The organism is Sphingomonas adhaesiva (genome assembly GCF_036946125.1).
Lineage (GTDB): Bacteria > Pseudomonadota > Alphaproteobacteria > Sphingomonadales > Sphingomonadaceae > Sphingomonas > Sphingomonas adhaesiva_A.
The window spans coordinates 778,361-800,211 of the sequence record NZ_JAQIJT010000002.1; the positions used below are offsets into that span (position 1 = coordinate 778,361).

The following is a 21,851-nucleotide window of genomic DNA, read 5'->3' on the forward strand; positions in this document are numbered from 1 at the left end:
ACGGAATGCCGGCGCCTCCCCGCTAAAGGGGCGCAGTTCTTGGTTTTTTCGACACGACGACCGACTCTCCTGCTCGCCGCCTCGGCACTTGCCCTGGCGGGTGTGCCGGCGACGGCGCAATGGCAGAAGCCTGGCACCGCTCCCGCGCGCGGGCCGGACGCGCCACGCGACGCACGCCAGCCGCCGGCACAGGACGCGGCGGACGCGCCGATCGTCCCCGATGCGGAGTTCGACGCCGCGCTGCCCGCGATCGGCAACGACATCAACGCGCCGCTGGAACCGATGCCCGTCGCGACGCAGGATCGGGAGACCGCCACCGGAGCGGTCGCCACGCAACCGGCGATCGTCCCCGGCCAGCTGCCCGCGGTGGCCCCCGTCGACCCGGTGCTGGCACAACCGCTCGAGCCGCTGTCCGCCTTCGACACCACCCCGCTCCAGACCGTGGCGGACGTGAAGCACGCCGACGCACCCGAGATCGCCTATGCCACCGAGGTGCGCGGGCTCGATCCGCTGGGGCTGACCGACGAGTTCAATTCGCTGTCCGCGCTGCGCGAGGGCAAGGGCAAGGCTGCCAACGCCACGCAGGTGTCGGCCCGCGCGCGCGAGGACGAGGCGCTGGCGGTGCGGCTGATGAAGTCGCTCGGCTATTACGACGGTACCGCCGTCTCGACGATCGAGAGCGCCCCCGGCGAGGCGCAGGGGGCGACGGGCAAGCTGCGCGCGATCGTCAGCGCGACGCCCGGCACGATCTATCGCCTGGGCGCGATCGCGATCAATGCGCAGCCGACCGTCCCCGCCGATCTGATCCGCCGCGAGCTGCCGCTGCGCGAGGGCGATCCGATCGAGGCGGCGCGGATCCAGGGGGCGGAGGCCAACGTCAGCCTGAAGCTGCCGCAGCAGGGCTATCCGTTCGTCAAGGTCGGCGAGCGCGACGTGCTGCTCGACGATGCCACCCACAAGGGCGACTACACGCTGCCCGTCGATACCGGCCCGCGCGCGTCCTTCGGCGTGCTGCGGACCGAGGGCGACCGCGTGTTCGACCTGAAGCACCTGAACGTCTTCCCGCGGTTCGAGCAGGGGCAGCTCTACGACGCGCGCATGACCGACGACCTGCGTCAGGCGCTGGTCGCGACGGGGCTGTTCAACGGCGTCGGCGTCCAGCCGGTGCGCACCGGCGTGCCCGGCCCCGACGGCACCGAGCAGGTCGACCTGATGGTCCGCCAGACCAAGGGGCCGTTCAAAAGCCTGGCGGGCAGCGTCGGCTTCCAGACCGGGCAGGGGGTGACCGCGGAGGGCACCTTCACCAACCGCAACCGCTTCCCGCCCGAGGGCGCGCTGATCCTGGGCGCGATCGCGGGCACGCAGCAACAGGGGCTGTCGGGCACCTTCCGACGCCAGAATGCGGGCAAGCGCGACCGCACCGTCACGCTGATCGCCAGCGCGCTGCGCGCCAATTACGATGCGTTCGAGGCGTTCACCGGCACGCTGTCGGGCCGTATCAGCTACGATTCGACGCCCATCTGGCAGAAGAAGCTCACCTATGCCTTCGGCTTCGAGCTGGTCGGAACCAACGAGCGCGTGTTCGACTTCGATCTCAACCGGCGCGTGCGGCGCACCTACGGCGTGTTCGCGCTGCCGACGCAGGTACTGTTCGACCAGTCGAACGACCTGCTGAACCCGACCAGGGGATATCGCCTGAAGCTGAACCTCAGCCCGGAGACGTCGGTGCAGGGATCGGTGCGGCCCTATGGCCGTGCGTTGGTGGAGGCGACCGGCTATTATCCGGTGTCGGACTCGCTGGTCATCGCGGGGCGTGCGCGCGCGGGCAGCATCTTCGGCATCGCGCGCGACGATCTGGCGCCATCGCGGCGCTATTACGGCGGCGGCGGCGGGTCGGTGCGCGGCTTCGGCTTCCAGCGGCTGGGGCCGTTCGAGCCGCTGAGCTCGCTCGTTCCGGACGAGGAGGGCAGGGTCAACCTGTCCGACCTGCGCCCGGTCGGCGGACGCAGCATCAACGAATTCTCGCTGGAGGCGCGCTATCGCTTCGGCGATTTCGGCATCGTGCCGTTCATCGATGCGGGCAATGCGTATGAAAGCGTAATGCCGACGGGCAAGGACCTGCGCTTCGGCGCGGGCATCGGCGGGCGCCTCTACACCAATTTCGGGCCGATGCGCGTCGACATCGCCACCCCGCTCAACCGGCGCGCGGGCGATCCGCGCGTCGCGCTCTACCTCTCGATCGGGCAGGCATTCTGATGGTCGGGGCGGATACGGGTGCAGATACGGGTGCGGGCACCGGGGTCGTGGTCGTGAAGCGGCCGCTGTGGCAGCGCGTGCTGAAGTGGATCGGCATCGCGATCGGCGCGGTGGCGCTGCTGCTCGTCGTGATCGTCGTGGGGATCAACACCGATCCCGGCCGTCGTTTCGTCGCGGATCAGATCGGCGGCTACACCACCGCCTCCGGCCTGAACATCAAGGTCGGGCGGATCGACGGCTCGCTCTATGGGAAGATGCGGCTGTCCGACGTGCGGGTCAGCGACCCCAGGGGCGTCTTCCTCACCTCGCCGCGGCTCGACGTCGACTGGCGCCCGTTCGCCTTCGCGCGCAACCATGTCGACGTGCGGAGCGCCGCCGCCGATCTCATCACCTTGCGTCGCAACCCCGAACTGAAGCCGTCGACCGAGCCGACCGATCCCAACGCGCCGATCCTGCCCGATCTGGACATCGACATCGGACGGCTGACCGTCGCGCGCTTCGTGATGGAGCCGCCGGTCGCGGGCGCGCGCTATATCGCGCGGCTGAACGGGGCGGCGCATATCGCGGACCGCCGCGCGCAGCTGACCGTCGATGCCGCGACCTTGCGCGGGCAGGGTGCCGCGGGCGGCGGCGATGTCGCGCGGGTCCGGCTCGACGCGGTGCCGGACGAGGACAAGCTCGACCTCGACGTCCGGCTGCGGGCGCCGGCCGGGGGCGTGGTCGCGCGGCTGGCGGGGCTGAAGGCGCCGCTGCTCGCGACCGTGGCCGGGCGCGGCAGCTGGAGCGCGTGGCAGGGGCGTGCGGTCGCCACGCTGGGCGGCGGACAGCTCGCCGACCTGGCGCTCACCGCGCGCGACGGCCATTTCGAGGTGCGCGGGCCGACGCGCCCCGGCCTGTATCTGGAGGGGCCGGTCGAGCGGCTGACCGCGCCGCAGATGGACGTGGCGCTCGACGCGACGCTGGCGCAGCGGCGGGCGGACACCCGGATCAAGCTGACCTCCGCTGCCTTGGCGGTGGATGCCGGGGGTATCATCGACCTCGCCAACAGCCGGTTCGGCAATTTCGCGATCGATGCGATGCTCAGGACGCCGGGCGCGATCGCCCCCAATCTGCGCGGACGCGACGTGCTGGCGCGCGTGGTGCTGAACGGCGCGATCGCGACGCCGACGGTGGATTACAAGGTGCGCGCCACCTCGCTGGGCTTTGCCGAAACGACGGTCGAGGGGCTGTATGCCGAGGGGCTGGCGCGGGTGAACGCGGACCGCATCCTGGTGCCGGTCCACGCCCGGGCGAAGCGGATCAGCGGGCTGAACCCGGCGCTCGGCGGGCTGACGACAAATGCGCGGGTCGATGGCGATCTGGCGATCCAGATGCCCAATATCCTGTCGGACAATCTGCGCATCCGCTCCGACACGATCGATGCCACCGCGATCACCGCCGCGAACATGCAGACCGGGCGCTATACCGGCGCGCTGCAGGGGCGCGTCAACAACTTCCGCGTCGACAGCGTCGGTATCCTGAACATCCAGACCAATGCCGACCTCGTCACCGCACCGGGCGGCGGCTTCGGGATCACCGGACGGGTCGCGGTGCAGACGAGGCAGCTCTTCAACGAGGGCGTTCGCAACTTCCTGGGCGGCAATGCGGTGCTCAGCACCCGCTTCGGCTATTCGCCGCAGGGCGTGGTGACGTTCCAGCGCCTGACGATGAACGCGCCGCAGTTCCGCATCACCCGCGGGCAGGGGCGTTACGACGTCGCGACGGGCGCGCTGCTGGTCGATGCCGACGCCTATTCGACGCAATACGGCCCGCTGTTCGCCCGGATCGGCGGCAGCGCGGCGGCGCCGGTCGTGCGCCTGCGCGCGCCCCGGCCCGGGGTGGGGATCGGGCTGGCCGACCTCGACGCGCGCATCGTCGGGCGCGGCGGCGCCTATCAGGTCAATGCGACCGGCGGCACCAATTACGGCCCGTTCACCGCGGACGTGCTGGTCACGCCCGGACGGCAGCTCGCGGTCGACATCCGCCGCGTCCTCTTCGCCGGGATCCAGTTCGCGGGTCGCGTGGTGCAGACCGCCGCCGGGCCGTTCGCCGGGCAGGTGCGCTTCGCCGGTTCCGGGTTGACCGGACAGGCGGTGCTGGGCGCGCAGGGCCGCTACCAGCGCGCCAGCATCGACGCGCGCGCCAGCGCCGCGACGATCCCCGGGATGGTCGACTTCACGATCGGCCGCGCGCTGATCGCGGCGGATGTCGTCCTTTACGACACCCCGCAGATCCGCGCCGACGCACAGGTCGCCGACATGCGCTACGGCGCGACGGTGATCCAGTCGGGCCGGGCGAAGGTCAATTACGCCGGGGGATCGGGCACGGCTCAGGCGCTGTTCACCGGCTCCAACGGCGTGCCCTTCCGCGTCGCGGTCAACTCGCAGCTGTCGCCCAGCCTGTATCTCGTCGCACTCAAGGGCGAGGCGAACGGCGTCGGCTTCCGCACGCCGAGCGCGGCACGGATCGTCCCCGCCGCCGGCGGCGGTTATCGCCTGGAGCCGGCGCGGCTGGACTTCGACAAGGGTACCGCGCGGCTCGCCGGTCGTTTCGGTGGCGGAACGACTGAGGCGCAGCTGCGGCTCGACCGGATGGACCTGTCGCTGGTCAGCGCGCTCGTCCCCAATCTGGGCATCGGCGGGCAGGCGACCGGCAGCGTCGACTACATCCAGCGCCGCGGCGAGCCGGCGCCTCAGGCCGACGTGCGTGTCAACATCGCCAACTTCACCCGCTCCAGCCTGTCCGCGGTGTCGGAGCCGGTGGACATCGCGTTCCTCGGCCGGCTGACGGCGGCCGCGGGCGAGGCACGCGCGCTGGTCCGGCGCGGGGGTACGCCGGTCGGGCGGATGGTGGCGACGCTGACCCCCGCGGGCAGCGGCAGCTGGACGACGCGGCTGATGCAGGGGCCGCTGTCCGGCGGCATCCGCTACAACGGGCCGTCGGGTGTGCTGTTCAGCTTCGCGGGCCTGGCGGAGCAGCAGCTGTCCGGTCCGATCGCGGTCGCCGCCGACTTCGGCGGAACGGTCGCGGCGCCGCGGATCAACGGACTGATCCGCGCCGACAATCTGACCTATGACAACGAAACCTACGGCACCCGCCTGTCGCAGATGAGGATCGCGGCGCGCTTCAACAACGACCGGCTGGAGTTGAACCAGCTGCAGGCGCGTGCCGGGCAGGGCAGCGTCCAGGCCCAGGGCAGCGTCAGCCTCGCCGCGGCGCAGGGCTTCCCGATGGATATCCGGGTGGCGTTGCGCAACGCGCAGCTCGCCAGGTCCGACGCGCTCGGCGCGACCGCCAACGGCGACATCCGGATTCAGAGGAACGCGGACGGCGGCGTCATCAGCGGCGACATCCTGATCCCCAATGCGCGCTACCAGATCATCCGCCAGGGCTCGGCCGAGGTGCCCGAGCTGACCGGCGTGCGCCGCAAGAGCGACCTGCGCACCCCGCGGCCGACGGATCGACCCGCGCCCGAGCCGGTGGGGCTCTTCCGCCTCGACCTGCGCCTCCATGCCGACAACCAGCTGTTCGTGTCCGGCATGGGGCTGGAGAGCGAGTGGCAGATGGATCTGCGCGTCGGGGGCACCTCGGCCGCCCCGACGATCAGCGGCGGGCTGGACCTGGTGCGCGGGACCTATTCGTTCGCGGGCAAGAGGTTCGACGTCACGCGCGGGCAGGTGCGCTTCCGCGGCGGCGCGCTGACCGATCCGGACATCAACATCCTGGCGACGACGACCAGCGACGGCGTGACGTTCAATATCGCGATCACCGGCACGGGGCAGCGACCGCAGATCGCGTTCACCTCCACGCCCTCGCTGCCGCAGGACGAGGTGGTCAGCCGGCTGCTGTTCGGCACCAATCCGGAGAATCTGTCCGCGACCGAGGCGATCCAGCTGGCGGCAGCACTCAACTCGCTGCGCGGGTCGGGCGGCGGCGGGCTGAATCCGCTGGGCAAGCTGCGCTCCGCCACCGGGTTCGACCGGCTGCGCGTGCTGGGGGCGGACGATGCGACCGGGCGCGGCACCGCGCTGGCGGCGGGCAAGTATCTGACCAACGACGTCTATATCGAGATCGTCACCGATGCCCGCGGCTTCACCGCAACGCAGCTGACGATCGCGCTGACGAGGGCGATCAGCCTGCTCTCGCAGGCCGGTTCCTTCGGCGGGTCGAACGTGCAGCTGCGCTATTCGAAGGATTTCTGATCCGGCGCCGGCCCACACCCGCACCCGCGTCATCCTCGCCTGCGCGAGGATGACGGCCGCGGGCTCGATGACCGGCAAATCCGTCCTTTTCCGCTACTGACATCTGCGTTAGCATGCCGGCGGGAAGAGGAGATCGCATGACCGATCACGTCGATGTCGTCATCGTGGGCGCCGGGCTGTCCGGCATCGGCGCGGCCTGGCATTTGCAACAGCGCTGCCCGGACCGCCGCTACGTGATCCTGGAGGCGCGACAGGCGATGGGGGGAACGTGGGACCTGTTCCGCTATCCCGGCATCCGTTCCGACTCCGACATGCACACGCTGGGCTACAGCTTTCGTCCGTGGACCGCGGCCAAGTCGATCGCGGACGGCCCCTCCATCCGCGACTATATCGAGGAGACGGCGCGCGACGGCGGGATCGACCGGCATATCCGCTATGGCCACAAGGTGGTCGCCGCGGCCTGGTCCACCGCCGAGGCGTGCTGGCGGGTCGAGGTGGCGCGCGACGACGGCACGCACAAGTCGATGACCTGCACGTGGCTGCACATGTGCTCGGGCTATTACGATTACGAACAGGGACATGCGCCCGACTTCGCGGGGCAGGAGACGTTCGCGGGGCGGGTCGTCCACCCGCAATTCTGGCCGGAGGACATGGATTATGCCGGCAAGAAGGTGGTGGTGATCGGCAGCGGGGCGACCGCGGTCACGCTGGTGCCGTCGATGGCCAGGCAGGCGGAGCACGTCACGATGCTCCAGCGCTCGCCGACCTATGTCGTATCGCGTCCGGCGCAGGACCGGCTGGCGAATTGGCTGCGCAGCAAGCTGCCCGCGAAGACCGCCTACGGCCTGACGCGGTGGAAGAACGTGACGATGGGCATGTTGTTCTACCGCATGACGCGCCGGAGGCCGGAAGCCACGAAGGAGCGGCTGATCGGGATGGTGCGCGAGCATCTGGGCCCCGACTACGACGTCGCGACGCATTTCACCCCGCGCTACAATCCGTGGGACCAGCGCCTGTGCCTGGTGCCGGACGCGGACCTGTTCGACACGATCAAGGCGGGCAAGGCCGATGTCATCACCGACACGATCGAGCGCTTCACCCCGCGCGGCATCCTGCTGACGTCGGGGCGCGAGCTGGAGGCGGACATCATCGTCACCGCCACGGGGCTGAAGATGTCGCTGTTCGACCGTGTCCGGCTGACGCGCGACGGGGACGAGGTGCGGCTGGCCGACTCGCTGCAATACAAGGGGATGATGTTCTCCGACGTGCCGAACCTCAGCTTCACCTTCGGCTACACCAATGCCTCGTGGACGCTGAAGGCGGATCTGGTGGCGATGTATATGTGCCGCGTGCTCAACACGCTGGCCAGGCGCGGCCTGCGACAGGCGACGCCGCGGATCGGGGCGGTCGGCGTGGCCGCGGAGCCGTTCGTCGACTTCACCTCCGGCTATATCCAGCGTGCGCTCGATCAACTGCCCAAGCAGGGCGATCGCAAGCCGTGGCGGCTCAATCAGAATTATGCGCTGGACGTGATGGCGCTGCGGTTCGGATCGGTCGACGACAGCATGGAATTCTCGAACCCCGCAGGGTCGCAGCGCCGCGCCGCCTGATGGCGACCGCCGGGCCGCGTCGCGAAGCGGCCTGACCTATCGAGCATTTACGGCCCGGTTGGGGGTGCGTCGCGGCGTTGGCCGCACGCGCCCTTGGCCGGGCCGTTGATGCTACCCGGTTACCAGGGCTTGATGTTCACGCCGGTCACGAGCGCGATGATGAACGCGAGCATGGCTTTCTCCCTGTTTTTTTAGCCTCGATCGAGGCAGGGGAAAGTTAACGTTGCATCCACCATCACTCAATGTCGTTAACCATCTATTAACCGTGAAGCGTGTCCGATTTAAGCCAATCTTCAGGAATCCACCCTTATTCCGGGAACCCTATGGCCTGCATGACCCATGTCGCCGATGCCGGGCGCCTTCCGCGCCAGGCGATCGCGCATGTCGCGTTGCCGGGCGTGGCAAACCGGATCCGACTGCTGATCGCGATCACGAACTATGCCGCGCTGCGTCGAGCGCTGGGTTGCGCGGCGTCGGCGACGCTGTCGGAGCGGCTGGCGCAGCGGATCGCGCTCGTGCTGCCCGAAGCCCACATAAGCCCGGCCGGTCGCGATCTGGTCGAGGTGACGTTCGACAGCCGCGACGGGGAGGCGCTGGCGACGGCGACCGCTGCCGTCACGGCCGCCTGCGAGGTCGCGTTTCCGGTGGCCGGTCTTGACGTCGCGGTTCGCGTGGTGATCGGCGGCGCGGCGGGCGCGGTGGATGGCGACGAAGTGAGCCTGAGCGAGGCCGCCGAGGCGGCGCTGGTGCGATCGGGGCGTGCGGAGAGCTTCTGCACCGGCGTGACCCCGCTCGACGAGGCGCAGCAGCTGGCCATCGAACTGGACCGGGCGATCGCGTGCGACGAGCTGTTGCTGGTCTATCAGCCCAAGGTCCACGTTCGCCGGCAGGAGGTCACCAGCGTGGAGGCGCTGATCCGCTGGCAGCATCCCGATCGCGGCATGGTGCTGCCGGGCGACTTCATCACGGCGGCGGAGCAGGCGCAGCGGATCGATCGCCTGACGCTCTGGACGATCGCGCGCGCGATCCGCGATCAGCGGACCCTGCGCGAGCGCGGCCACGACCTGCGCGTGTTCATCAACATATCCGGCCAGTTGCTGGCGGACACGGGGTTCGCCAACGAGGTCTGCGCGCTGGTGCAGGCGGCGCCGGACACCAGCATCGGCTTCGAAGTGACCGAGACGTCGGTCATCCGCGACCCGGCCGGCGCGATCGCGAACCTGAACCGTTTCGACGCGATCGGCATCCGCATCTCGATCGACGATTATGGTGCCGGTCTGTCGAGCCTGGCCTATCTGAAGCAGATGCCGGCGCGCGAGCTGAAGATCGACAAATTGTTCGTGACCCAGCTGACCAGCTCGAACCGCGATCCGCTGATCGTGCGCTCGACCATCGACCTGGCGCACGCACTGGACATGGAAGTCGTGGCCGAGGGCGTGGAGACCGCGGCCGCGCTGGCACTGCTGAGCGTGATGGGCTGCGATCAGGTGCAGGGCTATTTCATCAGTCGGCCCATACCGCTCGATGGCCTGATCGACTTTCTGGGCGACGAATCGCGGCGGCATGCCGCCCAGCACACGCGCACCTCCTTCCTGCGGCTGGCGAGCGCGTGGAAGCGCGCATGAGGGCAGCCCTCGCGCTGCTGGCGGTTGTATCGGCGGTGCCCGCGGCGGCGGCGCCCGACACTTTCCAGGCGCGGATCGAGCAAGCCAAGACCGCGATGCTGGCGGCGCCGGAGCGCGCCATCGCGCTTGCCGAATCGGCGCGCCCGCAGGTGGCAAAGGCACCATCCGCGCCGGAGCGACTGGCCCGCCAGGCGACGATCGACTGGTTGATGGGGGAGGGCGCGATCCGTCTGGGGGATCCCCAGCGCGGGCTCGACCTGCTGCATCGCGCGCGGCGCGAGGTGGACGCGAGCCTGCCCGGCACCCAGCTGGAGGCGGATCTGTTGCTGTCGCTGGGCGGTGCGCTGACCGACACGGGCGACATCACCGAGGCGCTGGCCACCCTGCAGCGCGCCCACGTGCTGTTCCAGTCGCTGAACCAGCCCCGCAATCAGGCAAAGGCGCTGATCCTGATCGCGCTCCTGTACGACCGCGCGCGCGATCATGCCGGGGCATTGCGCTATTTCGACCGCGCGTCCGGGGCGACGGGGACGGATCCGGGATTGTCGATGGCGATCCACAGCGGCCGCGGCGTCGCGCTGTGCGCGATGGGGCAGCATGCAGCGGCGGTCGACGAGTTCGCCAGGGCACTGACGATCGCGCGTGCGATGAAGAGCAATGTCGCCAGCGCGCAATTGCTTGCCAACATGGCCGACGCGCAGTTGCGGCTGGGTCAACCGGCAGCGGCGGAGCAGTCGGTGGAACGCGGGCTCGCCCTGGCGACCGATCCGGCGATGACGGTGATCCGCCAGGTCCTGATCGCGACGCGCGCCAACATCGCGTTGCGCCGCGGTGATGTCGGACAGGCGCGGTCGTTGATCGCGGCACGGTTCGACGGCGTCGACCTCCGGCGGACGCTCCTTGCCGATCGCGATGCGCACGAGATCGCCTATCGCGTCTACATGGCGGCGCACGATGACGCGGCGGCCTTGCCGCACCTGATCGCGCTGAAGCGTCTGGACGACCAGGCGACGGAAATCGCGCGGTCCAACAGCGCGGCACTGGCATCGGCGCGGTTCGATTACGCCAATCAGGAACTTCGGATCGCCCAGCTCAAGGCGGACGATCTGTCGCGCACGGTCGCGTTCGAACGGTCCACCGCGCAGACGGAGCGTACGTTCTTCGTCCTGGCGGCGCTCGCGGCGCTGCTGGTGGTGTCGTTGCTGGCGGCAGGGCTGTTGCTGCTCCGCCGCAGCCGCGATGCGGTCCGCGCGGCCAATGACGGGCTGGAGGCGACGAACAGCGAGCTGGCCAAGGCGCTGCGGATCAAGACCGAGTTCCTCGCCACGACCAGCCATGAAATCCGGACGCCGCTGAACGGTATCCTGGGCATGACGCAGGTGATGATCGCCGATGCGACGCTGAACGAGGTGACGCGTGACCGCCTTTCGGTGGTGCACGGGGCCGGGGTGACGATGCGGGCGCTGGTCGACGACATTCTGGACGTCGCCAAGATCGAGACGGGCCGCATGACCATAGAGATGGCGCCGATCGACCTGCGCACCGTCCTGCAGGAGGCGGCGCAGCTGTGGCGCGATCCCGCCGCGGCGAAGGGCCTGTCGTTCCGCGTCGTGATGGACGAGGTGCCCGGCTGGGTGCTGGGCGACGAGGCACGGTTGCGCCAGATCGTGTTCAACCTTTTGTCCAATGCGGTCAAATTCACCGGCGCTGGCCATGTCGCGCTGAGCGTCGCGACGTCCGCCGGGCGGCTGCGGCTGACCGTGGCGGACAGCGGCATCGGCATCGCGCCTGCCGCGCACGAGATGATCTTCGAATCGTTCCGACAGGCCGATGCCGGGACGACGCGCCGGTTCGGCGGCACCGGATTGGGGCTGGCGATCTGTCGAAGCCTGGCGCGGGCCATGGGGGGCGACGTGACGGTGCGCAGCGAAGAGGGCGGGGGTGCGACCTTCATGCTCGACCTGCCGCTGGTGCTCGCGGACGCTCCCGAAGCGATCGTCGCCGCGGCGCCGGTGGCGGTGCTGGTGGTGGAGGACAATCCGATCCGCCGCGCGATGTTCGCGTCGCTGCTCTCGCCGCTCGGCCGCGTCGCCTTCGCCGATCCGGCCGACGCAGCCGCCGATGCGGCACGCATCGCACCGGCGCGGGTGCTGCTCGACCACGGCGCGCATCCGTCGGTCGACGTGGCTGCACTGGTCGCCGCAGCCGGCCCGGCCCCGGTAATGGCGCTGCATGCGCGCGGCGATCACGGCGCCCACGCGCAACTAATTCGCGAAGGTGCCACGCAGGTGGTTGAAAAGCCCGTTGAAAAGAGTGAATTGGTACGCCTGGTCGGCGCCTTGTCTTCGCGACTTGCGCTGGCCGCGGCATAGGCCGATACGGGGGGCATCGTTTCGGCGCCGTTCTGAAGGGGGGGCAAGACCCGAATGACGGCTATGAGCGTTCTGTTCATCGAGGATGACCGGATGAACCGGCGCGTCGTTCGCGACATGCTGGATGTCGCGGGCGCGTCGATGGTGGAGGCGGAAAGCGCGGAGATCGGGCTGGGGCTGATCGACGCCAACGACTTCGACGTGATCCTGGTCGACCTGCGGATGCCGGGCATGGATGGGATCACCGCGATCCGCCATATCCGCGCCCGCCCCGACGCGAAGGCGCGATTGCCGATCATCGTCGTCACCGCGGATACGGCGGTCGATCTGCGCGAGCGATGCCTGCGGGCGGGCGCCGACGACATCATCTTCAAGCCGGTGGCGATGGATGCGCTGTTCGAGGCGATCGGCCGCGTGCTGGCCCATGACGGCGACGACCTGCTTTAGGCAGGATCGGTACGCGTGCTGACGGCACGCGATCGCATCTACGTTTTCGGGCGCAGCGCCGCGGCGAGGGAGGTCGTGCCGCTGCCGCGCCGCGCTGGTTTCGGCTGGTCCGGCGCCGGCGACCAGCCGGTCAGGAAGATCAGGTCGAAGCGTTCGGGCGTCCGGGCGTCCGCGTCGCCGCGCTCGGCAAAGGCAGCGGCGGCGCGGGCCAGCACGTCGCGGCGCAGCGGGTGGCGCTCCGTCAGCACGTTCGCCGCGCCCATGCCGCGCAGGTCGTCGAGCAGTCGACCGAAGCCGGAGTAGCGGACGGTCAGCGTCTCCACATCGGCGACCGGCATCGCAAATCCCGCGCGCAGCATCAGGTCCCCCGCCGAGCGGACGTCGACCTGCGGGTGGAGGCGCGCGACCGGATGATCGCCCTCCGCCGCTCGCAGCACCGCGCGCAGCGTCGCCAGCGTGTTCGCCCCGGCGAACGCACCCAGGAAAAGGCCGTCCGGGCGCAGGACGCGCCGGACCAGCGTCAGCGCGCCGGGCAGATCGTTGACGGTGTCGAGCGTTCCCGCCGCGACGACGAGGTCGAACGACTGATCCGCGAACGGCAGGTGATCCTCGTCCCCCTGAACCCCGCCGGCGGCTTGCGCGAAGGCGTATCCGGGGTCGAGCCGGGCTACCTTTGCGCCTGGCGGCGGGGTGAACGCGGCGTCGAAACACCCCAGATCGAGCACGTCGGTGAAGGTGCGGGTCACCACGGACAGGCGGTCGGCGATCCCGTCGAGCATCTGCGCGCGCAGAAAATCGTGCGTGGCGAAGGCGCGCGCGGCGCGATCACGGGCGCGGCGACGGGCGCTGGCGGAGAAGATGGCGGGGGCGGACATGACAGGCGCCGGCTTGTGCCCGCTTGAGGGCAGCGCCACAAGGTCGCGGTGCGCCTTTCCGCCCTCTTCGGCCCCGTGCTCGACCTCGCCCTGCCGCCGCGATGCCCGTCATGCGGGGCGATCGTGGTGGGGACCGACCGCTTCTGCATGCCGTGCTGGCAGTCGCTGCGCTTCATCGGGCCGCCGTGGTGCACCACGTGCCAGCGTCCGTTCGCGGTCGATCGGGGGCAGGGCGCGCAATGCGGCGCCTGTCACGCCGATCCGCCGCGCCACGACGGCATTCGTGCCGCGGTCGCTTATGGTGCGGTGTCGCGCGCGGTGGCGTTGCGGCTCAAATATCATCGACGCACCGCCTTTGCAGCGACGATGGCGCGCCTGATGGTGCGGCATCTGCCGGCGGACGCGAGCCTGCTGGTGCCGGTGCCGCTGCATCGGTGGCGGATCTGGACACGCGGGTACAATCAGGCGGCGTTGATCGGGGGGCATCTGGCGCGGTCGAGCGGGGTGCCGCAGCGGACCGACGTGCTGATCCGCACCCGCCGGACGCCGATCCTGCGCGGTCGCAGCGGCACGGAGCGGCGTCGTGCGGTAAAGGGCGCGTTCGCGGTGACGGATGCGGCGGCGATCGCGGGGCAGCGGGTCGTGCTGGTGGACGATATCTACGCCAGCGGCGCGACCACCGACGCCTGTATCGCGGTCTTGCGTCGTGCCGGGGCGGCGCGCGTGACGGTGCTGGCATGGGCGCGCGTGTTGGACGACACGGATTGACAGTGCCGGGGTGCGATCACACCTAGGCGGGATGGCACAGGTAGAGATCTATACGAAGGCGTTCTGTCCCTATTGCGCGCGGGCGATGAACCTGCTCGCGTCAAAGGGCGTGGACCCGGCCGAAACCGACATCACGATGGACAGCGGAAAGCGGCAGGAGATGATCCAGCGTGCGAACGGCCGCACCACCGTGCCGCAGATCTTCATCGACGGGACGCATGTCGGCGGCTCCGACGATCTCGCCGCGCTGGAGCGTGACGGCAAGCTGGACGCGATGCTGGCGGCGTGATCGTCTTCGACCTGCGCTGTTCGGGCGGGCACGTGTTCGAGGCGTGGTTCGCCTCGTCCGGCGCGTTCGAGGACCAGCGCGAACGGCGGCTGGTCGCCTGCCCGGTGTGCGGCGACGACGATGTCGCGAAGGCGGTCATGGCACCCAATGTCGCCGTGAAGGGAAATCGGACGTCCGCTGCCTCATCGCTGCCCGAGGAGGCCAGGGCGCTGCTGGCGAAGGTCGCTGCGGCGCAGGCATCGGCCCTGGCGGATTCGCGTTGGGTGGGACGCGACTTCGCGAAGGAGGCGCGCGCGATGCACGACGGCGACGCGCCCCGGGCGTCGATCCATGGACAGGCGACGATCGACGAGGCGCGCGCGCTGGTCGACGATGGCGTGGCGATCGCACCGCTACTGGTGCCGGTAACGCCGCCGGACCGCCTGAATTGAGACGAAAACCGCCAGACGCTGGTCCGCGGCGGTACGTCACCCGCGATCAGGACAGGGACCGGCCTACGCCGGCCGGCGCGATGCGTGCGCGGGCGACCGCGCCGTCGCGCGGCGAGGTGCGGGCCGTGCCGCTGTGGCCGATGGTCGTGGCGGCGACGCTGGGATTTGCCGTCGGGCAACGCTGGCGCCGCGGACGCGGGGAAGCCGCGGTGGTTCGCGATGCGGCTTTTGCGGGCGGCTCTGCGGACAAGTAGCCGGGACCGTACGGCGCAGGGTTGGACGCGTCCTGCGCCGCCGCCGTCGATGTCCCTAGGCGGCGAGCACGCTCAGTTCCAGCCAGCCGTCATCGGCGACGGTGACGGTCAGTTCGCCATAGTCGCGCACCGCGCGCTGTCGGGTGGTGAGCGGCGATGCGTGGTTGGCGTGCGTGGCGGTGACGACCATGACGTCCGCCCCCGCGGCCTGCGCCGCCGCCACCCCGGCGGGGGCGTCTTCCCAGATCAGGCAATCGGCCGGGGCGACGCCCAGCCGCTGCGCCGCGGCGAGGAAACAGTCGGGGGCGGGCTTGCCGGTCGCGACATCCTCCGCGGTGATGAACACGGCCGGCGCGTCGAGCCCGGCCGCCGCCAGCCGCGCCCGCGCCAGTTCGCGCGGCGCGGACGTGACGATCGCCCAGCGATCGGCGGGGAGCGACGCCAGGAACGCCGCCGCGCCGTCGATCGCCACCACGTCATCGACATCGGCGATCTCGGCGCGGGTCAGCGCGGCATATTCCGCCGCCACGTCCATGCCCGGCGTCGCGAAGCGCGTGATCGTCTCCACCGCGCGGACGCCGTGCATCACGCGCAGCAACGCGTCGGCGTCGATGCCGTGCCGGGACGACCATTCGGTCCAGGCGCGGATCGCGGACGGGATGCTGTCGAGCAGCGTCCCGTCCATATCGAACAGGAACGCGGCGTAGCGGCGGCGTCCCCTCACGTGCGGTTGGCGGCGGACAGGACGGCGCGGACGCTGGCGGTGGCGATGTCGGTGTCGATCCCGACGCCCCAGACGATGCGCCCCTCCGCCGTGCGGCATTCGAGATAGGCGACCGCCTGCGCACCTGCGCCGTGGCCGATGGCGTGTTCGGAATAGTCGACCACGTCCATGGTCGGCCCGGTGCTGTCCGCCAGCGCCGCGATCACACCCGAGATCAGGCCGTTGCCGCGACCGGAGATCGAGCGATCCTCCCCGTCGATCGCCAGGCGACCGACGAAGATGCGGTCGCCCGCCGCTCCCGTCTCCTCGTAATCGCGCAACACGAAGCGGTCGCCGGTGCCGGGCAGATACGCGCGTTCGAACGCGCCCCAGATGTCGGCGGCGTTCAACTCGCGGCTGCTTTCGTCCGCCAGCGCCTGCACGTGGCGGCTGAAATCGGCCTGCAGCCGCTTGGGCAGCTTCAGCCCCTTGTCCTGCTCCAGCACCCAGGCGACGCCGCCCTTGCCCGACTGCGAATTGACGCGAATGACCGCTTCGTAGCTGCGGCCCAGATCGGCGGGGTCGATCGGCAGATACGGGACCTCCCACAGGTCGTCGTTGCGCGCGGCCTGCGACGCGAAGCCCTTCTTGATCGCATCCTGATGGCTGCCGGAGAAGGCGGTGAAGACCAGCTCGCCGGCATAGGGCGTGCGCGGATGGACGGTGATGTTGGTGGCATATTCCACCGTCTTCACGACCTCGTCGATGTCGCCGAGGTCCAGCTGCGGGTCGACGCCCTGCGTGTACATGTTGAGCGCGACCGTCACGAGGTCGCAATTGCCGGTCCGCTCGCCATTGCCCAGCAGGCAACCCTCGACCCGGTCCGCGCCCGCCATCATCCCCAGCTCCGCCGCCGCGACGCCGGTGCCGCGGTCGTTGTGGGTGTGGAGCGAGATGACCACCGCATCGCGATTGCGGATATGCCGCGCGAACCATTCGATCTGGTCGGCATAGACGTTGGGCGTCGCGCATTCGACGGTGGCGGGCAGATTGAAGATGATCGGCGCGTCGGGCGTCGGCCGGAGCACGTCCATCACCGCCTCGCAGACCTCGACCGAGAAATCGAGCTCGGCGGTGGAGAAGGTTTCGGGCGAATATTCGAACTGCCAGCGCGTGTCCGGGCGCTTCGCCGCTTCGTCGCGCAGCACCTTCGCGCCTTCGATCGCGATCGTCTTCACCTCGTCGCGCGACATGCCGAAGACGATCTTGCGCCACGCCGGCGACACCGCGTTGTAGAGGTGGACGATCGCGGTCTTCGCGCCGTCGAGGCTCTCGAAGCTCTTCTCGATCAGGTCGCGGCGCGACTGGGTCAGCACCTGGATCGCGACGTCGTCGGGGACGCGGCCGGTGCGCACGAGCCCGCTGATGAAGTCGAATTCGGTCGCGCCCGCGCTGGGGAAGCCGACCTCGATCTCCTTCAGCCCCACCTTCACCAGCAGGTCGAAGAAGCGCGTCTTCTTCTCCGCATCCATCGGATCGATGAGCGCCTGATTGCCGTCGCGCAGGTCGGTCGACAGCCAGCGCGGCGCGCGCGTGATCGTCTTCGACGGCCAGGTGCGGTCGGGGATGTCGATCGTGGGAAAGGGGCGGTATTTGACGGAAGGATCGCGCAGCATGACGGTCGGCTCGCTTGGTCGAGGGGGGCGGTGGTCGGATCGTCCCTTAGGCGCGGGGTGCGCAGGGGGTATCCCCACGCGACGGCGAGTGCGCGCCTAAGGGCGCGTAAGTCGAAGGAGGAGGCCGATCGCCCGTGTCATCACAGTTCTGGGCGTAGCGCGGTGCGGGGCGGCTTGTCCAGCGGATTGCCGCCCGTGTGCCTGATGTGCGTCAATGCGCCGTTTATGAAGCGGCAACATCTTGCGCGCCACAACGGAAGAACGGATTGCCGTCGTCGCAGGGATCGATCATGTTTCAGCTTGTCTACATCAGCAGCACGGTCGGGGTGCCCAACACGCGCGAGGTGATGGACGTGTCGTGCCGCAACAATGCGCGCGATGGCCTGACCGGATTGCTCTATTTCGACGGCAAGCGCTTCCTCCAGGCGCTGGAGGGCGAGCGTGCGATGGTGGAGCGCACTTATGCGCGGATCGTCGCCGACCCGCGACATCGGGCGCCGGTGGTGCTGTCGAGCGGTGAGGTGCCGGTGCGCGAATTCGGCGCCTGGACCATGGCGGAGCGGCGGCCGGGGGCGGATGGCGACGCCTTCGTGGCGCAGGTGGGGGCGCTGGTGGCGAACGCCTCGCCCGCGGTACGCGCGACGTTCGACGGATTCGTGCAGGTGCGGCGGGCGGCGTGACCGATAGTCGGGCCCCTCCCGCACAGGGGAGGGGCCTGAATTGCGTCACGCCGTGAAGGCGGCGTTCACCATGAGCTTGACCTCGTCCGAGACGACCGGCGCGGCATAGCCGAGACCGAAGTCGCTGCGCTTGATCGTGCCGGTGCCGGTGAAGCCGAAGTTGGTCTTCTTGCTCATCGGGTTGGTGCCCGCGCCGACGAAGGTCACGTCGAGCGCGACGGGCTTCGTCATGCCCTTGATCGTCAGGTTGCCGGTCATCTTCGCCCGCGTCGCGCCCTGCGGCGTGACCGAGGTGGAGACGAAGCGTGCGGTCGGATTCGCGGCGACGTCGAAGAAGTCCTTCGATTTCAGGTGCCCGGCGAACTGCGCGCTGGTCACCGACAGTTGATCGATCGGGAAGGTCACGTCGACCTTCGTCTGCGCCAGCGTGGCGGGATCGATCGTGATCGAACCCTCCGATGCGCCGAACTGCCCCTGCAGCATGGAGAAGCCCATGTGGTTGACGGTCCAGGTCACCTGCGTGTGGGCGGGGTCGACCTGATAGGTGCCGGCCGCGATCTTTGCGGTCGGCTTGCCCGGCATCTGCGGGGTGCTGGCGATCTGCGCGACCGCGGGGACGGCGACCGCAATGGCGAGCGCGGCGGCGATGGCATGACGCATGATAGTGATCCTCCTGTTGTTCAGCCCTTGCTGCCCAACGTCGCGCGCGGGCGAAAGTGGCAGGTGCGAAACGATCTATTTCGCGGAACGGGCGGATCAGCGCTCGATCAGCGTGAAGTCGTAGGTGATCTGGACCCAGGCGCCGATGATCGGCTTGCCCCCGACGGTCGGCGGGCGGATCAGGAACTGGAACGCGGCCTGCCGTGCGGTGCCGGCCAGCCCGGTACCGGGCGGCGTTTCGCCTACCTCCCGGCAATCGTCGACACGGTTGCGCGGCGCGGTGCGGCACAGGATGACGCCGATGCCGGTGCGCGCGCGCCTCGAGAGATACGGATTCATCTCCGCCGCGGTCGGGCGGCGCACCCAGTCGCCGGCATAGACCGCGGCGTTGCCGGGGCCGCGCCCGATCGGGGCGGCATCGGCGGTCTGCGTCGTCTCGTCCGAATCGGTGCTGCGGGTGGGGGCGGTGCCCTTGATCTTTCCGACGTCGCTGGCGGCGAACTCGGCCTGGCTCAGGATCATGACGCCGGGCAGCACCAACGGCGGGGTCGGGGCGGGCGGCTGCGGCACGTCGGGGCGCGGGGCGGGGGTCCGCTCCGGGGCGGCGGCCTTGCGGGTCTGCTGCTGCTGCGTCTTCTCGCGCGTCGGCTGCTGCGCACTGGTCCCCTGCGAGCGGACGTCGAAGGTCGCGAGGGGGCGGCCGTTGCCGTAATCGGACGGCGGCAGGATCCCCGTGACCCGCAGCAGCGCGAGCAGGATCAGCGCGGCGATCCCGATCGACAATGTGGCGGAGACGATGCGGTTCACCGGACCGGGCCGCGCGCCATACGCGGAGGTTCGATACGACGAAGTGTGGAACGCCGCCGTCCGCATGGCGCGGGCGATTAGCGGAAGGTGGGGGTGGGGGCAATCGGGGTGCTGGCCCCTCCCTTTCGAGGCAGGGGAGATTGAGTTGCGTCACCCCGGCCTTGAGCGAGACCTTTGCAAAAGTCTCCCCCCGTGCTCCTGCGTAGGCAGGAGCCCAGGGTTGCAGGTCCGATAAGGCGTTGTTCTGCTGGGCTCAAGGCTCCTGCCTGCGCAGGAGCACGGTGTGGCCTTTTGCAAAGGCCCCGCCTTGAGCCGGAGTCCCGCTCCTTTCCACCCTCGCGGGAGGAGCGGGACCCCGGGTCGAGCCCGGGGTGACGGAGGGGCTCCCAACCCGCCGGCCCGTCGGACCCGGCGAAGCCGTGCCCTGTGGGCCGGCTGGCCGGGCCGGCCGATCTCGCGCGAGTCAGGCGATCGGCATCGCCGACGCCTGCCGCGCTTCGATCAGTTCCTTTCCTTGTCCACCAGCTTGTTCGCGCCGATCCACGGCATCATCGCGCGCAGTTCGCTGCCCGTCTTCTCGATCGGATGCGCCTCTGCCGCCTTGCGTGCGGCCTTCAGCTCGGGCTGGCCGGCGCGGTTGTCGAGGACGAAATTCTTCACGAAGCGGCCCGACTGGATGTCGGCCAGCACGCGCTTCATCTCCTTCTTGGTTTCCTCGGTGATGATCCGCGGGCCGGTGGTGATGTCGCCATATTCGGCGGTGTTGCTGATCGAGTAGCGCATGTTGGCGATGCCGCCCTCGTACAGCAGGTCGACGATCAGCTTCGTCTCGTGCAGGCACTCGAAATAGGCCATTTCGGGGGCGTAGCCGGCCTCGACCAGCGTCTCGAACCCGGCCTGGATCAGATGGGTGATGCCGCCGCACAGCACGGCCTGCTCCCCGAACAGGTCGGTTTCGCACTCTTCCTTGAAGTTCGTCTCGATGATGCCCGAGCGGCCGCCGCCGACGCCCGAGGCATAGGCGAGCGCGATGTCGTGCGCGTTGCCGCTGGCGTCCTGCTGCACCGCGATCAGGCACGGCACGCCGCCGCCCTTGACGTATTCGGAGCGGACGGTGTGGCCCGGCCCCTTGGGCGCGATCATGATGACGTCGATGTCGGCGGGCGCCTCGATCAGCCCGAAGTGGACGTTGAGGCCGTGCGCGAACGCCAGCGCGGCGCCGGGGCGCACATTGCCCTTCAGATCGTTCTCCCAGATCGCGGCCTGATGCTCGTCCGGCGCCAGGATCATGATGATGTCGGCCCAGGCGGCGGCTTCCTTGTTGCCCATCACCTTGAAGCCGGCGCCCTCGGCCTTCTTCGCGGTGGCCGAGCCCTCGCGCAGCGCGATCGCGACCTCCTTCACGCCCGAATCGCGCAGGTTCTGCGCGTGCGCATGGCCCTGCGAGCCGTAGCCGACGATGGCGATCTTCTTGCCCGTGAGCAGGTTCAGATCGGCGTCGCGATCGTAATAGACCTTCATTTCGATACTCCCTCTTTCGTCACCCCGGCCTTGAGCCGGGGTCCCGCTTTCCTCGTCGTCGCAGAAGAAGCGGGACCCCGGATCAAGTCCGGGGTGACGTGGTGTTGTTGAAAACTTACGCCGCGTCCTTGCCGCGGGCGATGGCGACGATGCCGGTGCGGGCGACCTCGATCAGGCCGACTTCGCCCATCAGCTCGACGAACTTGTCGATCTTCTCGATCCCGCCGGTCACCTCGAAGACGAAGCTGCTGGTGGTCGCGTCGACCACGCGCGCGCGGTAGACGTCGGCCAGGCGCAGCGCCTCGATGCGGTGGTCGCCGGTGCCGCGCACCTTCACCAGCGCCAGCTCGCGCTCGACATGGGGGCCCTCGGCCGTCAGGTCGTGGACGCGGTGGACCGGGATCAGCCGGTCGAGCTGCGCTACGATCTGCTCCAGCGTCGCGGGCGATGCGGAGGTGACGATCGTGATCCGGCTGACCGCCTTGTCCGCGGTCACCTCCGACACGGTCAGGCTCTCGATATTGTAGCCGCGCGCGGTGAACAGACCGGCGATCCGCGCCAGGATGCCGGGTTCGTTGTCGACGATGACCGCCAGCGTATGGCGCTCGGCTTTCTCTTCGCTGATGTGCATCTTCT

Annotated in this window: 17 protein-coding genes; 10 read left to right on the top strand and 7 right to left on the bottom strand. The window is 69.5% G+C overall.

Annotated elements, in window-relative coordinates:
* The first annotated feature begins 39 nt into the window (after positions 1–39).
* From PGN23_RS09965 to PGN23_RS09990, 6 genes are all read left to right on the top strand, one after another.
* Entirely contained in the window at positions 40–2,256 is a 2,217-nt protein-coding gene (locus PGN23_RS09965; protein WP_335302720.1) for an autotransporter assembly complex protein TamA, read from the top strand.
* Positions 2,256–6,497 (top strand): translocation/assembly module TamB domain-containing protein, encoded by a 4,242-nt coding sequence (locus PGN23_RS09970; protein WP_335302721.1) that lies wholly within the window; start codon positions 2,256–2,258, stop codon positions 6,495–6,497. The genes PGN23_RS09965 and PGN23_RS09970 overlap by 1 nt, the downstream gene beginning before the upstream one ends.
* Positions 6,498–6,634: 137 nt before the next feature.
* The gene (locus tag PGN23_RS09975; protein WP_335302722.1) at positions 6,635–8,107 is read left to right on the top strand and encodes a flavin-containing monooxygenase; all 1,473 of its coding nucleotides are present in this window, start codon (positions 6,635–6,637) and stop codon (positions 8,105–8,107) included.
* A 332-nt stretch (positions 8,108–8,439) separates the two neighbouring features.
* Positions 8,440–9,732, top strand: coding sequence for an EAL domain-containing protein (locus PGN23_RS09980; RefSeq protein ID WP_335302723.1), 1,293 nt, complete (start codon positions 8,440–8,442; stop codon positions 9,730–9,732).
* Positions 9,729–12,104, top strand: coding sequence for an ATP-binding protein (locus tag PGN23_RS09985; protein WP_335302724.1), 2,376 nt, complete (start codon positions 9,729–9,731; stop codon positions 12,102–12,104). Before PGN23_RS09980 ends, PGN23_RS09985 begins: the two co-directional genes overlap by 4 nt.
* 63 nt (positions 12,105–12,167) lie before the next feature.
* Positions 12,168–12,551, top strand: a complete 384-nt coding sequence (locus PGN23_RS09990; protein ID WP_335302725.1) for a response regulator — start codon at positions 12,168–12,170, stop codon at positions 12,549–12,551.
* 38 nt (positions 12,552–12,589) lie between these two features.
* On the opposite strand, the gene PGN23_RS09995 is transcribed toward PGN23_RS09990, so the two are convergent.
* On the bottom strand, positions 12,590–13,426 hold the full coding sequence (locus PGN23_RS09995; RefSeq protein WP_335302726.1) for a class I SAM-dependent methyltransferase: 837 nt from the start codon (positions 13,424–13,426) through the stop codon (positions 12,590–12,592).
* A gap of 48 nt (positions 13,427–13,474) precedes the next feature.
* Between PGN23_RS09995 and PGN23_RS10000 the strand changes: the two genes are divergently transcribed.
* From PGN23_RS10000 to PGN23_RS10010, 3 genes are read left to right on the top strand one after another with little or no spacing between them, the layout of a single operon-like run.
* A complete protein-coding gene (locus tag PGN23_RS10000) occupies positions 13,475–14,194 on the top strand; it encodes a ComF family protein (RefSeq protein ID WP_335302727.1) in 720 nt (239 codons plus the stop codon).
* A gap of 31 nt (positions 14,195–14,225) precedes the next feature.
* A complete protein-coding gene (gene grxC / locus PGN23_RS10005; RefSeq protein WP_335302728.1) occupies positions 14,226–14,483 on the top strand; it encodes a glutaredoxin 3 in 258 nt (85 codons plus the stop codon).
* Entirely contained in the window at positions 14,480–14,914 is a 435-nt protein-coding gene (locus tag PGN23_RS10010; protein WP_335302729.1) for a DUF1178 family protein, read from the top strand. The genes grxC and PGN23_RS10010 overlap by 4 nt, the downstream gene beginning before the upstream one ends.
* Positions 14,915–15,223: 309 nt before the next feature.
* On the opposite strand, the gene PGN23_RS10015 is transcribed toward PGN23_RS10010, so the two are convergent.
* Positions 15,224–15,892 carry an HAD-IA family hydrolase gene (locus PGN23_RS10015; RefSeq protein ID WP_335302730.1) on the bottom strand — a complete coding sequence of 223 codons (669 nt, stop codon included), beginning with the start codon at positions 15,890–15,892 and terminating at the stop codon, positions 15,224–15,226.
* Positions 15,889–17,547: a 2-isopropylmalate synthase gene (gene leuA, locus PGN23_RS10020; protein ID WP_335302731.1), complete on the bottom strand. Its 1,659-nt coding sequence runs from the start codon at positions 17,545–17,547 to the stop codon at positions 15,889–15,891. Before leuA ends, PGN23_RS10015 begins: the two co-directional genes overlap by 4 nt.
* Before the next feature lie 290 nt (positions 17,548–17,837).
* Here leuA and PGN23_RS10025 point away from each other — a divergent pair, with 290 nt between their 5' ends.
* Positions 17,838–18,227: a BLUF domain-containing protein gene (locus PGN23_RS10025; protein WP_335302732.1), complete on the top strand. Its 390-nt coding sequence runs from the start codon at positions 17,838–17,840 to the stop codon at positions 18,225–18,227.
* A gap of 45 nt (positions 18,228–18,272) precedes the next feature.
* Here PGN23_RS10025 and PGN23_RS10030 read toward each other — a convergent pair whose 3' ends face one another.
* From PGN23_RS10030 to ilvN, 4 genes are all read right to left on the bottom strand, one after another.
* Complete coding sequence (locus tag PGN23_RS10030) at positions 18,273–18,887, bottom strand: YceI family protein (RefSeq protein ID WP_335302733.1); 615 nt, start codon at positions 18,885–18,887, stop codon at positions 18,273–18,275.
* A gap of 96 nt (positions 18,888–18,983) precedes the next feature.
* Positions 18,984–19,694: a hypothetical protein gene (locus PGN23_RS10035; protein WP_335302734.1), complete on the bottom strand. Its 711-nt coding sequence runs from the start codon at positions 19,692–19,694 to the stop codon at positions 18,984–18,986.
* 501 nt (positions 19,695–20,195) lie between these two features.
* Positions 20,196–21,215 carry a ketol-acid reductoisomerase gene (gene ilvC / locus PGN23_RS10040; protein WP_335302735.1) on the bottom strand — a complete coding sequence of 340 codons (1,020 nt, stop codon included), beginning with the start codon at positions 21,213–21,215 and terminating at the stop codon, positions 20,196–20,198.
* 115 nt (positions 21,216–21,330) lie between these two features.
* On the bottom strand, positions 21,331–21,846 hold the full coding sequence (gene ilvN, locus PGN23_RS10045; RefSeq protein ID WP_335302736.1) for an acetolactate synthase small subunit: 516 nt from the start codon (positions 21,844–21,846) through the stop codon (positions 21,331–21,333).
* Positions 21,847–21,851 lie beyond the last annotated feature (5 nt).